The following is a 12,669-nucleotide window of genomic DNA, read 5'->3' on the forward strand; positions in this document are numbered from 1 at the left end:
GCCGGCCGCACCCTTGCTAGGATGCGGCCGGCGGCCCGCTGCCTCCTGCTAGCCGGCGCTGCCGGCCTGGGTGGCGGCGGCGGGGCGGTGGCCCTGCTTGGCGAGCTGGATCTGTTCGTAGACGTGGTGGCGCAGTTCGGTGAACCGCGGCAGTGCGCGGGTGTTCAGCTGGTCACGCTCGTCGGGCAGGTCAATCTCGAGGTCTTCCTGGATCACGGTCGGCGAGGAGGACAGGATGATCACGCGCTGGCCCAGGTAGACCGATTCGTCGATGTCGTGGGTGACGAACAGGACGGTGACGCCCAGTTTCTTCCAGACCGTGCGGATCAGGTCCTCAAGGTCGGCCCGGGTCTGGGCATCGACCGCGGCGAACGGCTCATCCATGAGCAGCACCTCGGGCTGGTAGGCCACCGCCCGGGCGATCGCCACGCGCTGCTGCATACCGCCGGAGAGCTGCCACGGGTAGGACTGCGGCACGTGGTCCAGGCCAACGGCCTCCAGGGCGTCGTCCACGAGCTTGTCGCGCTCGGCCTTGCCCATGCCGGCGTTCTTCAGCGGCAGTTCCACGTTCTCGCGCACCCGCATCCAGGGGAACAGCGAGCGGCCGTATTCCTGGAACACCACGGCCATCTTCTTGGGCGGGCCGGTCACCCGGGCGCCGTCCAGCAGCACCTCACCCTCGGTGGGGGCCAGCAGGCCGGAGATGCACTTGAGCAAGGTGGTCTTGCCGGACCCGGACGGGCCGACCAGGCAGGCCAGCTCCCCTGCCCGCAGGTCGAAGGTAAGGTTGCGCACCGCCTCGATGTCGCCGCCGTCGGTGTGGTAGACCTTCTTGACGCCGCGCACCGAGAGCATGGCCTGGCCTTCGGGCAGGGTTTTGCCGGTCGGAACCGGGGTGGTTTCAGGCTGCATTTTCTACCTCTCGCAGGCCGTGGTACCAGCGCAGGATCTTGCGCTCGGTCCATTGGAAGATGAATGACATGGCAACACCGATCAGGCCCAGCACCACGATGCCGGACCACATTTCGGGGATCGCGAAGGAACGCTGGAACTGCACGATGGTAAAGCCAAGCCCCGAGGACGAGGCGAACATTTCGGAGATGACCATCAGGATCAGGCCGATGGACAGGCACTGGCGGACGCCGGCCATGATCTGCGGGCCCGCAGAGGGCAGCACGAGGTGACGCACGCGGGCCATGCCGCCGATGCCGTAGGTGTGCGCCGAGTCCGAAAGCACCGAGTCGATGGCGCGGACGCCTTCGATGGTGTTCAGCAACACCGGCCAGATGCAGCCGGAGATGATGACCACAATCTTCATCGTGTCGGTGATGCCCATCAGCAGCATCAATACCGGAATCAGCACCGGCGGCGGGATGGCGCGGAAGAACTCCAGCACCGGCTCGGTGAAGTCGCGCAGCCACTTGATCGAGCCGATCAGCAGGCCGGCGACGATACCCAGGATGATCGCCGCGGCCACCCCGATGATCAGCCGCCCGATCGAGGGCAGCACGTCGGACAGGAGCCGTTCGCCGAACCAGGTCTCGGCGAACGCGTCGACGAGCAGTGCCGGGGTGGGCACGAAGAAGTTTGTCGCGCCCAGCGTCGAGGCCCACCAGATCAGCACCAGGATGACCGGCAGCGCCAGAGCGTAGGCAATGCTTTTCAGGACTTTCACGCGATCACCTCGGAACGGATCGATTCATGCCACGACAGGGTCTTGCGCTCAATGAAGCGCATCACCAGGTTGACCAGCACGCCGATCAGTCCCGTGGCCAGCACCAGCGCATACATGCCCGCGATCGCGCCGCCGGACTGCGCCAGCGCGATTTCCCGGCCCAGGCCCGGCGAACCGATCACCAGTTCGGCCGTGATGGCCAGGATGAGCGCCACCGCTGCGGCCAGGCGCACCCCGGTCATCAGGTACGGCAGGGCGGTGGGGAAGACCACGTGGCGGACCCGAGCGAACCGGCCCAGGCCGTAGGACTTGGCCGTTTGCATTGCCACGTTGTCCACGTCGGCCACCCCGTACAGCACCTGGATGAAGACCTGCCAGAACGATGCGTAGACGATCAGCATCAGCGAGGACTCGATCTTCACGCCGAACAGCAGCACGGCCAGCGGAATCAGCGCCACCGACGGGATGGGCCGCAGGAACTCCACCGTGGAGTTGGTGAACTTCCGCAGGAAGTTTGACGAACCGATGATGAAGCCAAGCACCACGGCCAGCAGCACCGCCATCAGCAGGCCAAGGAACCACGCGAGCATGGTTTCGCCAACCGCAAGCCAGAACGCCGCCAAGCCGAAATCGTTGAACAGCACGGCGAGCACCTCGGAGGCAGGAGGCAGGAAGCGGGCCTCAACAATCCCAACCCGCGGCACCAGTTCCCACACCAGCAGGAACGCAAGGATCCCGGCAAGCCCCAGCAGCTGCTTGGTGGGACGCTTCTTGGAAGGGCGCCGGCGGGACCGGCTGGCCGCCGGACCCTTGCTGTCCGTTGTCACCGCGGGGGCGCTCATGGGAGCATCCCGAGGTGCGGCGCCCTATACAGCGCACAATTCATTTCCACTCCTTCTGCCCCGAGGAGAACGGGGATACAGACCACGCTGTTCGCTAGCCGAACATGCGTTCACTAGCTCAAGTGTGGTCGACGCCACTTGGTGACGTCAAACACTCTAGGCCATCGTTACGCAGGCAACACTGTGCGACGGTCTTTAACCCCGTTGAATTGAAAAGATCAACGGTTTGTGCTTAGGAGTTCAGCGCTTTCGCCCGAGCAGGAAATAGGCCACCGGGCCGATGAAATTGAGGAAGGAAGCGGCAAACCACACCGGCTTCGGCCCGTTGACCAGGGAGGCCGGGCGCTTCTTCAGGTCCTTGAGAGCGGCCGTCTGCAAGACAAGCTGCAGCCCGGCCATGATGGCCACACGCAGCCGCTGCCCCCCGCTCAAATCGCTGAAGGACTTCTTCTTCATGGCTTTCTTCATGGCGGCCTCCCGGTCGGTTGTGGCAGCAGGTGCCTCAAGTGTAGGCGTGCACCGGCCGGCGGCGCAGGGCTAGCGGTTCCTTTCGTACCGCCACGGCAGCGACCCGGTGGAGAGCCGGTGCCTGGCCCCGGCGGCCGCCGCCGGCCCGGGACCGGGGTAGGCGTCGTCGCCGGCCCAGACGATGACCTGACCGCCGGCCGGGTCGTCAATCACGTGGCTCTCATAGTTGAAAGGCTCCGTGTTCCGGGCGGCTTCCAGCGCGTCCGCCACGGTATCGAAGCGGCCCAGTTCATGCAGGGTTACCCAGGTCGGCGGGACCAGCCGCATCAGCCCGGACTCATGCCGGCGGAGCGCTTCGCCGGGCCGCATCCAGGCGAAGCCGGCCAGCTCGCCGTCGTTGAGCTCGACCTCCCCGGCCGGTGCCGCTGCGGTGAAAAACCATGTTTGGAAGCGGCGGACCAGGCTGTGGCGGGGCACCCAGTTGGACAGGTGTACCAGTTCCTGGCCGCCGATCCGCAGGCCGGTCTCCTCGAAGGTCTCGCGCGCCCCTGCGATCTTTGCCGCCGCCAGCTGCCGGCCCTGGTCACCTTCGACGGCGCCGCCGGCCCCTGTGCGGGCTTCGGCTTCGGCTTCGGCTTCGGCTTCGGCTTCGGCGGCACGGTAGTCCCCCGGGTCCACCTTGCCGCCGGGGAACACCCAGGCCCCCGCGAAGGATCCACCGCCAGGGCGTTCCAGCATCAGGACTTCCAGTCCCTCCGGGCCGTCGCGCAGCAGGATGACTGTTGCCGCCAGCTCGGCCTGGTCCGTTTGCTTGTCCACCGCTTTATCCACGCCCTTAGCTTAGGACGGCGGCGGAAGGCGTTGATTCGAGCCGAGGAGATGGCCGGCGGGTGCGCCGGCGGCGTGTCGTGCCTACTTCCGGGCCAGCAGCCGCTCAACCCGCGGCTTGACCTCGGTGGCCAGCAGCGTGATGGAGTCCATCAGGTGCTCGTGCGGCAGCCCGCCGATGTCGGTCTGCAGGAAGTGGCGCACATGTCCGAGGTATCCGTGCAGGTGGGCAATCCGCTCGGCCACGTCATCCGGATCGCCGACGTAATAGGCGCCCGGGGCCTCGGCCTGGGCCAGGAAAGCGCGCTTGTCCGGTGCGGGCCAACCACGCAGCCTGCCCATTTCCACGTTGAGGTTGTGCCAGCCGGGGTAGAACCGGTCGAGGGCCTCCTGCTTGCTCGGCGCCACCAGCCCGAGGGCGGCAACGGAAACCTTGATCTGCGGACCGCTGTGGCCGGCCTGGGCCGCGGTGCGCCGGTAGAGCTCGGCCAGCGGAGCGAACCGGTGCGGGGCTCCGCCGATAATCCCGTAGGAGACGGGCAGTCCGAGCTGCCCGGCCCGGGCGGAAGAACCGGCGTTGCCCCCGGTGGCCAGCCAGATGGGCAACGGTCCGGCGGCAGGGCGCGGCACGACGGCCAGGTCCGCGATGGGCGGCCGCCGGGTTCCGCTCCACGTCACTTCGGGGGCGCGGCTGTTGTTGATGGCCATCAGCAGATCCAGCTTCTGCGCATATAACTCGTCGTAGTCGCCCAGGTCGTAGCCGAACAGCGGAAACGTTTCCACCGAGGAACCGCGGCCCGCGGTGATCTCGACGCGGCCGCCGCCGGAAATCGCGTCCGCCGTGGAGAACTGCTGGAACACGCGAACGGGGTCGTCCGTGGAGATGATGCTGGCGGCGCTCCCTAGCCGGATCTGCTTCGTGGCGGCCGCGGCCGCGGCGACGATCGCGCCCGGTGAGGATGCGGGCATGCTGGTGGTGTGGTGCTCGCCGATCCCGAAGTAATCCAGGCCAACCTTGTCGGCGTGGAGGATCGCCTCAAAGAGATTGCGGATGGCCTCCGACGTCTCCCGCTGGCTGCCGTCCGGATTGAGTTGCGTGTCGCCGAAGCTGTAAGCACCGATTTCCATGTCTTGTCCTGTTCTGCCGGTCGACGCCGTCATGGACGCGCCGGTTCGTTGGCCTCCGCCAAGAGGCCTCGGAGCTCGTCGGCGGCATGGGCGGCGTTGAAGATGCGGCTGCCCGGTTGGAAGGCGCGGCCGGCCGACAGCGGACCGGCATCGACCGGGTCGTAGCCGAGGCGATCGATGAAGGCCGCGACCAGGATTTTGGCGTCGTCGTGATCGCCGGCAAGAGCCAAGGCGCGGCGCGCGGCGGAGCCGGAGCTGCGGCTGTCCTCCTCGAGTTCCCGGTACCCGATGTGGTTCAGGGTTTTGACCACGTGCGCGCCCGCCAGGAAATCCTGGACGACCTCGCTGCTGCCGCGCGGGTCGCTCTCGAAGTCGCCGATCACGCCGTCGGTCGGGGCCCAGTAGTTCATCGCATCGATCACGGTCTTGCCGGCCAACCGGCCCGGATCCAGCGTGCGGTATCTGTGCAGTGGAATCGCGGCGAGAACCAGGTCCGCCGTCCCCACTTCGGCGGCGTCGACCGCCTCCGCCCCCGGCGTGATGATTTCCGTCAGCAACGCGATCTCTGCGGCCGGCTTGGACGTTGCGATCTTCACCCGGTAGCCGGCCTTGAGCGCCTGCCGGGCGACGGCGGTGCCCACGCGGCCGGCCCCCAGGATGCCAACGGTGCCAAGCTTCATTTCAACTCCAGTCTGCGAATATGCTGTCTGACAGACTATATTCATCGCAGATTATCTGTGCAACTTCGCATGATTCGTTATCATGAGAGGCATGACAGGAGAACGAGCCGCCACAGCGGACAGGACGCACAGCCCGGTTCCCGGCGACTTCGGCTGGAACCTCGGCATGGTCCTGCGCGGGTACCAGTCAAAATTCGAGGAGGCCGTCACCGGCATGCCGGAAGGCATCCGCGGCTACCAGATCCTCTCCGCCGTCGTTCATCGGGACCCGCCGAACCAGCAGGCCCTCGGGGCCCACCTGGCGATCGACCGCACCGTACTGACCTACATCCTCGACAAACTCGTGGCCGCCCGGCTGGTGGAGCGCGTCCCCGCCGCCAACGACCGGCGCGCACGGAAAATCGTTCCCACCGCGCAGGGACGGGCCGCACTCTCGGAGCTTGAGGTCCGTGTCGCACGTGCCGAGCAGGACCTGCTCTCCGGCCTGTCGCCGGAGGACGTGCGCACGCTTTCCGCCTTGGTCGAGGTGTTGGCCATGGGAATCCACCGCGCGCAGCCGAACTCCAGCCCGTGCGAGGCGATGGACCACCTGCCCTAAACTCGTCAGCATGTGGATCGGCTGGATTGAGTTCGACCTGCTCCTGGGCGACGTGCACTCACTCAAGGAAAAGCGTTCCGTTCTGCGGCCGATCATCGCCGAGGTGCGGAAGCGGTTCGATGTCTCAGTGGCGGAAGTCGGCCAACAGAACCTCTACCGGCGGGCCGAGCTGGGCATCGGGCTGGTAGGCGGCGACCGGGCCCATGTGGTCCAGGTGCTGGACACGGCCGAGAACTACATTGCCTACCGCCCCGGCGTGGACCTGCTCAGCACGCGGCGGAAAATACACTCGAGCGACGACTGAGCCCGGCCCCGCGCCGCTGCAAACCGGTCCTGCAGGCCGCCGGTGCGCATCGACCGCCGTGGATATTGGTAGCGTTGGTCACGCCCATGATCCGCGCCACATCCGGAGGCTCCGTTGACTACCCCCGCCACCGACGAGCAGTTTTCCACCGTCGAGGAGCTTGTCCGCCACCGCTATGCCTCCGACAAAGCGTCGCAGCACCTTGGCATCGAGGTGCTCGAGGCCGAAGAAGGCCGCGTGGTGATGTCCATGGGCGTCCAGGACTACATGCTGAACGGCCATCACATCCTGCACGGCGGCTACCTGTTTACGCTCGGCGATACGTGCTTCGCGTTCGTTTGCGAGTCACTGGGCCGGCCGTCGGTCTCCCGTCAGGCGGAAATAACGTACATTGCGCCCGGCGCGGCCGAAGCCCGCCTGGTGGCCACCGGCGTCGAACGTACCCGCTACGGCCGCAACAACATCGTGGATATCTCCATTCACGACCATGACGGCCAGCACTTGGCCGAGATGCGCGTCTACGGCGTACTGGTCCCGAAGAAGTAGTTTTACCCCCCTGCACCAAAGGAGCCTTCCCGATGTCCGCAGTGCCCGCGATCGATCTCAACAACGGCGTCAGCATCCCGCAGCTGGGCTTCGGCGTCTTCAAGGTGCCGCCGGCTGAAACGCAACGGGCCGTTGAAGCTGCACTGGAGGCCGGTTACCGCCACATCGACACCGCCGCCGCCTACCGCAACGAGTCCGGTGTGGGCGCGGCGATCAGATCCAGCGGGATCCCCCGCGAAGAATTGTTCATCACCACGAAACTCCGTAACGGCGAGCAGGCGACGGCGCGCAAGGCGTTCGATGCCAGCCTGCGGGAGTTGGGCCTGGACTTCGTGGACCTGTACCTGATCCACTGGCCGGTGCCATCGCAAAACCTCTACCTGCGGGCGTGGCATGAACTCGAGGAGGTCTACGCCGAGGGCCTCAGCCGCGCGATCGGCGTCTCCAACTTCCTCATCGAGCATTTGGAAACCGTGCTGGCCGCCGGCGGTACGGTTCCGGCGGTGAACCAGATCGAGATCCACCCCACCTTCCAGCAGCGCGAGGTCGCGGAGTTCAGCCGTGGGCACGGCATTGCCGTCGAGGCCTACAGCCCGCTGGGCCAAGGTGCCGATTTGGAGAGCCGGACGGTCACCGCCATCGCGGCAAAGTATCTGGCGACCCCGGCCCAGGTTGTGCTCGCCTGGCACCTGGCCAACGGCAACATCGTGATCCCAAAGTCCGCCAACCCGGACCGGATAACGAAAAACCTGACCGCAGCACGGCTCACGCTCGATGCGGAGGACCTGGCCGCGATCACGGCGCTTGACGCCGGCGGTCGCATCGGCGCGGACCCGGCCACGGCAGCCTTCACGCAGCTCTAGAAACGACGGTTGCCGGTGTCCGCTTTGGACACCGGCAACCGTAGGGAACCTGCTGAGCGCAAGAGGCTGAGCGCTAGAGCCGGCGGTACTCGGCCACCATCGGGCAGTCGAACGGGTCACGCGCCGACAGGCCGACCTTGTTCAGGTACTGGACCACGATGCCGTAGGACTTGGGCAGCGACGTTTCGGTGTACGGGATGCTGTGGTTGGCGCAGTATTCCCGCACGATGTGGGCGGCCTTGGCCAGGTTGGGCCGCGGCATGCTCGGGAACAGGTGGTGCTCCACCTGATAGTTGAGTCCGCCCATGAGCGCATTGAGGGCGCCGCTTCCCGCGGGAGTGCGGCCAACGATATTGCGGCTGGTCAGGACCTGGCGGCTGAGGAAGTCCACCTTCGAGTCCTTGGGGATCAGCGGCATTCCCTTGTGGTTCGGCGCGAAGGACGCGCCCATGTAGACGCCAAAGACGGCCAGCTGGACCCCGATGAAGGCGAACGCCATGCCGGTGGGCAGGAAGATGAAGATCGCGGCAATATACAGCGACAGCCGGGCGAAGAGGATGGACAGTTCGCGCTTGCGGCCCTTGACGGGGCCGCGGGCAAACAGTGACCTGATGGAGGTGGCGTGCAGGTTGATGCCCTCGAGCATCAGCAGCGGGAAGAACAGGTAGCCCTGCCGGCGGGTGAACCAGGCCATCAGGCCGCGGCGTTCGGCAGCCTGCTCCGGCAGGAAGGAGACGGTGTCCTGCTCGATGTCCGGGTCTTTCCCGATGGTGTTCGGGTTGCCGTGGTGCCGGGTGTGCTTGTTCATCCACCACTGGTAGCTGATGCCCACCACGGCGTTGGCCAGGAACCTTCCGGCGCGGTCGTTGGCCGGGCCGGTTTCGAAGACCTGCCGGTGCGCGGCCTCGTGGGCCAGGAACGCCAGCTGCGTGAACAGGATGCCCAGTGCGCCGGCAATCAACAGCTGGAACCAGCTGTCGCCGAGCAAAACGAATCCGGTGGTCGCCCCGGCCAGCCCCAGCGCCAGCGCGACAAAGAGGCTGATGTAGAACCCCCTGCGCTTTCGCAGCAGACCTGCATCCCGCACGGTGCTCAACAGCTGGGAGTAGCCGCTGGCGGCGGAAGAACCGCGATTGCTACGGGTAGAAGTTGTCGGTGGAGATACAGATATGCTCATGCAGCCTTCAGTGGATCGGGTCCGACTTCCCAGCCGCTTTAGTAGGGCGAGTGCCCCGTAGATGAAGATCACTTTACGGTAGCAACCTGAACGCGTCCTGAACAGTGGGGGCCGTGGTAGTGCCATTCGGCTTCCCGTTCAAAGTCCTGTACAGTGATTCTTGTAGTTGTTGTGTTGCGCATTTGATTTTGAGCAACAAGCCCTTCACCGAAGGGTTTGTGCTTCTCTGAACGGCGGACGAAAAACACCGCTGCAAGCGACCCGTGAAGTCCGCGGGCCGTGTAAATACTCGGAGGAGTACAAATAATGGCAACTGGAACCGTCAAGTGGTTTAACTCTGAAAAGGGCTTCGGCTTCATCGCTCCGGACGACGGCTCGGCCGACGTTTTCGCTCACTACTCGGCTATCGAGAACAGTGGCGGCTACCGCGAACTGCGTGAAGACCAGAAGGTCGAATTTGAAACCGTGCAGGGCCCCAAGGGCCTGCAGGCTGCCAACATCCGCGGCCTCTAAGACGGCAGCGGCAACGCCGCTCTAGTCTTTTCCAATGGAGCCGGTTCCCGTACGGGAGCCGGCTCCATTGTTGTGTCCGGCTGTTTTGCCCCGCTGTTTTGCCCGGCAATTCATTCCCACTGGCAGTAAGCGAGCCTCCGGGGGCAAACTTGAGGCATGCCCTTGACACCAGTGCCCGCCAGTACCGCAACCTTCGTGGCCGATATGGTCCTGCAGATTTTGATGTTCACCGGCATAGCCGTGCTCTGCATCGGGACGGCGGCGGCCGTGGCCGTGTGGCTGGTGGTCCGCAGGATCCGGCGCTCCCGCAGGTTGCGGAACGGGCTCCGCAGGGGGTCTCTCACCGTCCGCAGTTTCACCCGGGACGCTGCCGGACGCCGTCTGGCCCGCCAGCGGCTCGGGTTGCAGCGCTCGGCGGAAGCGACGGAACGGGCACTCGCCGCGGCACGGTCGGAGGGCCGCCCCGTCGGGGAGCTGCCGCTGGTGGCGGCCCGGCTTGAAACTGCTTCCCGGTCCCTGGACGAACAGCTGAAGCTGGCGGAAGGCGAGCCGGTGCTTCAGGTGAAGCGCTCCCTCGCCGCCAGCCTGGGCGGGCGGGTCGAACAACTCAACCGGCTGTCGGGCCAATTGCGGCAACAACTGGTGGAAGCCGGGTACTCTGCCGACGCCGAACAGCTGGAACTGGCCGGGCGGCATTTGTCCCGGGAGATCGAGGCGCTGCATGCCTGGTCCTCGGCCTACCGACGTGTCCGCGACGGGCGCAGCACTGCTGTCCCGCCACGCCTCCGCTCCGGCTTCCCGCCGCGCCGCCAGCCGGCCCCGGCCCAGCGTCGGCCCGATCCCATGAGGAGCTAACGTGACCATCAAGCACCGCCTCGGACGCATCATCCGCGCCAACCGCGCGGCGAAAGAGGCTCCGGTCGATCCCCTGGCGGCCATCGAGGCCAGCCAGCAGCAACAGTCCCAAGCAGTCGACAAGGCACGCCGCAGCGTAGCGGACATCGCGGCCGACTGCCGCCGGATCGGGCTGCTGCTGGATGAAGCCAAGGCAGAGCAGGCGTACTGCGACCGCCAAGCCGAAGAGTGCGTGGCCCGCGGCGACGACGACGGGGCCCGCGAGTTCCTGCACCGGAGCATCACGGCGTCGAAGCGCGTGGAAACCCTCTCCAGGCAATATGAGCGCATGGCCGATCAGTGGCGCCGGCTGGACGGCGAGTTGGCCCGGTTGTCCTCGCGGATAGACGAATCCCGGATGCGGTACCAGACCCTGCAGGCGCGCCACAACGTCGCCCAGGCCACCCTCGGCATGCAGCAGGCCGCCTCGGCGGCAGCCGGCAGCGCAACCGGGATGCAGTCCGCCGCCCGGGATGCTGAGCGGGAGACCCGGCGCATCGAGGCCGAGGCATCCGCGCGCAACGAAATCGCGTGGTCAGATCCGGACTCGCCGCAGGTGCAGGATGCCTTCGAATGGCTGGAGGCCAGCACGGAAGTCGACGACCAACTGGGCGCGCTGAAGTCGCGGCGCGACAAGGCGCCGGAAGCCTGATGGCCGCAGTCACCAGACCCGTCGTCGCCGTGCTGTACAAAGACCAGCTGCCACCGGGCATGGAGGAGGTGGAGGCCGCCGCCGAGGTGCGCTATGCCACCGCGGATCAGCTGGCCGAGGCCCTGGTCGGCGCACAGGTGCTGTTCCTGTGGGACTTCTTCTCCTCGGCCCTGGAGGACGCATGGCATGCCGCCGGGTCGCTGGAGTGGATCCACGTGGCGGCCGCCGGCGTGGACAAGCTCCTGTTCCAGGACCTGCGGAATTCAGGCGTGGTGGTTACCAACGCCCGAGGCATCTTCGACCGGCCGATCGCCGAGTTCGTGCTCGCCGGGATGCTCGCCTTCGCCAAGGACCTGCCCGGCCTGCTGTCCCTGCAGCGGGAGCGCACCTGGCAGCACCGCGAGACCGAACGCTTGGAGTCGGGCCGCGCGCTGATCGTCGGCACCGGCGCCATCGGACGCGAGATCGCCCGCGTGCTCAAGGTCCTCGGCCTGAGGGTTGCCGGGGCCGGGCGGACCGCCCGCAGTGATGACGCGGACTTCGGCGAGGTGTACGCGTCGGCGGAACTCCCCGCCGTCGTCGGAGACTTCGACTGGGTGGTGATGGTGACACCGCTGACCGAAGAGACCCGGCATCTCGTGGACGCAGCCGTGCTGGAGGCGATGAAGCCCACGGCCCGGCTGGTCAACGTGGGCCGCGGGGCGTGCGTGGACACCGATGCACTGGTGGCGGCGCTGCGGTCCGGCGCCATCGCCGGAGCCGCCCTGGACGTGTTCGAAACCGAGCCGCTGCCGGCCGACCACGCGCTCTGGACGATGGACAACGTGATCATCTCGCCGCACCTCAGCGGTGACGCGCGGGGCTGGCTGCCCCAGCTGGCGGGGCAGTTCGCGGACAATTTCGCCCGCTACATGCAGCAGCAACCGTTGGAGAACATGATCGACAAGAAGCTGGGTTTCGCGGCGCCCGCAGGATCGTGAACGAGCAGCCGGCCAGGGTCGACCGCGGCAGCCTCGTAATCCGTGCGGCGCCGCCGAAAATCTACCGCGCCATGACAGATCCCCTCAGCCTGGAAGCGTGGCTTCCTCCGGAGGGCATGGCCGGCCGGATGGACCGCTTCGATCCGCGGACCGGCGGAGGGTTCCGCATGGTCCTGACGTATCTGGACGCCGTGGGCGCACCCGGCAAGACGTCGGAGGCGACGGACGTGGCCGACGTCGAATTCGTAGCGCTGGTCCCCGACCAGACAATCGTGCAGCGGATCCGGTTCATCTCCGACGAGCCGGACTTCGCCGGAACCATGACCATGACCTGGGAGCTACGGGAGCAGCCGGCAGGAACGCTGGTCAGCGTTGCAGCCACCGATGTACCGCCGGGCATCTCACAAGCCGATCACGAGGCCGGGATAGCCTCGTCCCTGGCGAACCTCGCCGCGCATGTCGAGCAGGGAACCCGCTAAGGCACGTCTGTGCTGCGGCCGCTCGCAGCGCGCGCCTTCGGA

General features: G+C 66.6%; 17 protein-coding genes. 9 read left to right on the plus strand and 8 right to left on the minus strand.

Going from position 1 to position 12,669, the window contains the following annotated elements:
• Nucleotides 1-48: 48 nt before the first annotated feature.
• The 7 genes from AC5RV2_RS03450 to AC5RV2_RS03480 all read right to left on the minus strand — a co-directional run bounded on the left by AC5RV2_RS03450 (nucleotide 49) and on the right by AC5RV2_RS03480 (nucleotide 5,621).
• Nucleotides 49-912, minus strand: a complete 864-nt coding sequence (locus AC5RV2_RS03450) for an ABC transporter ATP-binding protein (protein WP_494000910.1) — start codon at nucleotides 910-912, stop codon at nucleotides 49-51.
• Nucleotides 902-1,675 carry an ABC transporter permease gene (locus tag AC5RV2_RS03455; protein ID WP_494000911.1) on the minus strand — a complete coding sequence of 258 codons (774 nt, stop codon included), beginning with the start codon at nucleotides 1,673-1,675 and terminating at the stop codon, nucleotides 902-904. Before AC5RV2_RS03455 ends, AC5RV2_RS03450 begins: the two co-directional genes overlap by 11 nt.
• Nucleotides 1,672-2,517, minus strand: coding sequence for an ABC transporter permease (locus tag AC5RV2_RS03460; protein WP_494000912.1), 846 nt, complete (start codon nucleotides 2,515-2,517; stop codon nucleotides 1,672-1,674). Before AC5RV2_RS03460 ends, AC5RV2_RS03455 begins: the two co-directional genes overlap by 4 nt.
• Before the next feature lie 240 nt (nucleotides 2,518-2,757).
• Nucleotides 2,758-2,985 (minus strand): PLDc N-terminal domain-containing protein, encoded by a 228-nt coding sequence (locus AC5RV2_RS03465; RefSeq protein ID WP_494091191.1) that lies wholly within the window; start codon nucleotides 2,983-2,985, stop codon nucleotides 2,758-2,760.
• Between the two features lie 69 nt (nucleotides 2,986-3,054).
• Nucleotides 3,055-3,816: an NUDIX hydrolase gene (locus AC5RV2_RS03470; protein ID WP_494091192.1), complete on the minus strand. Its 762-nt coding sequence runs from the start codon at nucleotides 3,814-3,816 to the stop codon at nucleotides 3,055-3,057.
• 81 nt (nucleotides 3,817-3,897) lie between these two features.
• On the minus strand, nucleotides 3,898-4,941 hold the full coding sequence (locus AC5RV2_RS03475) for an LLM class flavin-dependent oxidoreductase (protein ID WP_494091193.1): 1,044 nt from the start codon (nucleotides 4,939-4,941) through the stop codon (nucleotides 3,898-3,900).
• 29 nt (nucleotides 4,942-4,970) lie between these two features.
• Nucleotides 4,971-5,621, minus strand: coding sequence for an NADPH-dependent F420 reductase (locus AC5RV2_RS03480; protein ID WP_494091194.1), 651 nt, complete (start codon nucleotides 5,619-5,621; stop codon nucleotides 4,971-4,973).
• A gap of 91 nt (nucleotides 5,622-5,712) precedes the next feature.
• Here AC5RV2_RS03480 and AC5RV2_RS03485 point away from each other — a divergent pair, with 91 nt between their 5' ends.
• The 4 genes from AC5RV2_RS03485 (at nucleotide 5,713) to AC5RV2_RS03500 (ending at nucleotide 7,932) form a co-directional block, all read left to right on the plus strand.
• Nucleotides 5,713-6,219 (plus strand): MarR family winged helix-turn-helix transcriptional regulator, encoded by a 507-nt coding sequence (locus AC5RV2_RS03485; RefSeq protein ID WP_494091195.1) that lies wholly within the window; start codon nucleotides 5,713-5,715, stop codon nucleotides 6,217-6,219.
• Nucleotides 6,220-6,229: 10 nt separating this feature from the next.
• Complete coding sequence (locus AC5RV2_RS03490) at nucleotides 6,230-6,523, plus strand: DUF503 domain-containing protein (protein WP_494000918.1); 294 nt, start codon at nucleotides 6,230-6,232, stop codon at nucleotides 6,521-6,523.
• A gap of 114 nt (nucleotides 6,524-6,637) precedes the next feature.
• Complete coding sequence (locus AC5RV2_RS03495; RefSeq protein ID WP_494013685.1) at nucleotides 6,638-7,069, plus strand: hotdog fold thioesterase; 432 nt, start codon at nucleotides 6,638-6,640, stop codon at nucleotides 7,067-7,069.
• A gap of 32 nt (nucleotides 7,070-7,101) precedes the next feature.
• Nucleotides 7,102-7,932, plus strand: a complete 831-nt coding sequence (locus AC5RV2_RS03500) for an aldo/keto reductase (protein ID WP_494091196.1) — start codon at nucleotides 7,102-7,104, stop codon at nucleotides 7,930-7,932.
• Nucleotides 7,933-8,005: 73 nt separating this feature from the next.
• Here the strand turns inward: AC5RV2_RS03500 and AC5RV2_RS03505 are convergent, their stop codons facing one another.
• The gene (locus tag AC5RV2_RS03505) at nucleotides 8,006-9,109 is read right to left on the minus strand and encodes a fatty acid desaturase family protein (protein WP_494091197.1); all 1,104 of its coding nucleotides are present in this window, start codon (nucleotides 9,107-9,109) and stop codon (nucleotides 8,006-8,008) included.
• A 306-nt stretch (nucleotides 9,110-9,415) separates the two neighbouring features.
• Here AC5RV2_RS03505 and AC5RV2_RS03510 point away from each other — a divergent pair, with 306 nt between their 5' ends.
• The 5 genes from AC5RV2_RS03510 (at nucleotide 9,416) to AC5RV2_RS03530 (ending at nucleotide 12,627) form a co-directional block, all read left to right on the plus strand.
• Nucleotides 9,416-9,622 carry a cold-shock protein gene (locus tag AC5RV2_RS03510; protein ID WP_127512299.1) on the plus strand — a complete coding sequence of 69 codons (207 nt, stop codon included), beginning with the start codon at nucleotides 9,416-9,418 and terminating at the stop codon, nucleotides 9,620-9,622.
• Between the two features lie 156 nt (nucleotides 9,623-9,778).
• Nucleotides 9,779-10,477: a hypothetical protein gene (locus AC5RV2_RS03515; RefSeq protein WP_494091198.1), complete on the plus strand. Its 699-nt coding sequence runs from the start codon at nucleotides 9,779-9,781 to the stop codon at nucleotides 10,475-10,477.
• 1 nt (nucleotide 10,478) lies between these two features.
• Nucleotides 10,479-11,168: a PspA/IM30 family protein gene (locus tag AC5RV2_RS03520; RefSeq protein ID WP_494091199.1), complete on the plus strand. Its 690-nt coding sequence runs from the start codon at nucleotides 10,479-10,481 to the stop codon at nucleotides 11,166-11,168.
• Nucleotides 11,168-12,148, plus strand: coding sequence for a D-2-hydroxyacid dehydrogenase (locus AC5RV2_RS03525; RefSeq protein WP_494091200.1), 981 nt, complete (start codon nucleotides 11,168-11,170; stop codon nucleotides 12,146-12,148). Before AC5RV2_RS03520 ends, AC5RV2_RS03525 begins: the two co-directional genes overlap by 1 nt.
• Nucleotides 12,145-12,627 (plus strand): SRPBCC domain-containing protein, encoded by a 483-nt coding sequence (locus AC5RV2_RS03530; protein WP_494091201.1) that lies wholly within the window; start codon nucleotides 12,145-12,147, stop codon nucleotides 12,625-12,627. The genes AC5RV2_RS03525 and AC5RV2_RS03530 overlap by 4 nt, the downstream gene beginning before the upstream one ends.
• Nucleotides 12,628-12,669: the final 42 nt, after the last annotated feature.

The organism is Arthrobacter sp. Y3225116 (assembly GCF_059091245.1).

Bases quoted from the DNA above. Each gene is read 5' to 3' on its own strand.
- AC5RV2_RS03450 (WP_494000910.1), bottom strand. From the start codon at position 912: ATGCAGCCTGAAACCACCCCGGTTCCGACCGGCAAAACCCTGCCCGAA.
- AC5RV2_RS03460 (WP_494000912.1), bottom strand. From the start codon at position 2,517: ATGAGCGCCCCCGCGGTGACAACGGACAGCAAGGGTCCGGCGGCCAGC.
- AC5RV2_RS03465 (WP_494091191.1), bottom strand. From the start codon at position 2,985: ATGAAGAAAGCCATGAAGAAGAAGTCCTTCAGCGATTTGAGCGGGGGG.
- AC5RV2_RS03475 (WP_494091193.1), bottom strand. From the start codon at position 4,941: ATGGAAATCGGTGCTTACAGCTTCGGCGACACGCAACTCAATCCGGAC.
- AC5RV2_RS03480 (WP_494091194.1), bottom strand. From the start codon at position 5,621: ATGAAGCTTGGCACCGTTGGCATCCTGGGGGCCGGCCGCGTGGGCACC.
- AC5RV2_RS03485 (WP_494091195.1), top strand. From the start codon at position 5,713: ATGACAGGAGAACGAGCCGCCACAGCGGACAGGACGCACAGCCCGGTT.
- AC5RV2_RS03490 (WP_494000918.1), top strand. From the start codon at position 6,230: ATGTGGATCGGCTGGATTGAGTTCGACCTGCTCCTGGGCGACGTGCAC.
- AC5RV2_RS03500 (WP_494091196.1), top strand. From the start codon at position 7,102: ATGTCCGCAGTGCCCGCGATCGATCTCAACAACGGCGTCAGCATCCCG.
- AC5RV2_RS03505 (WP_494091197.1), bottom strand. From the start codon at position 9,109: ATGAGCATATCTGTATCTCCACCGACAACTTCTACCCGTAGCAATCGC.
- AC5RV2_RS03510 (WP_127512299.1), top strand. From the start codon at position 9,416: ATGGCAACTGGAACCGTCAAGTGGTTTAACTCTGAAAAGGGCTTCGGC.
- AC5RV2_RS03515 (WP_494091198.1), top strand. From the start codon at position 9,779: ATGCCCTTGACACCAGTGCCCGCCAGTACCGCAACCTTCGTGGCCGAT.
- AC5RV2_RS03525 (WP_494091200.1), top strand. From the start codon at position 11,168: ATGGCCGCAGTCACCAGACCCGTCGTCGCCGTGCTGTACAAAGACCAG.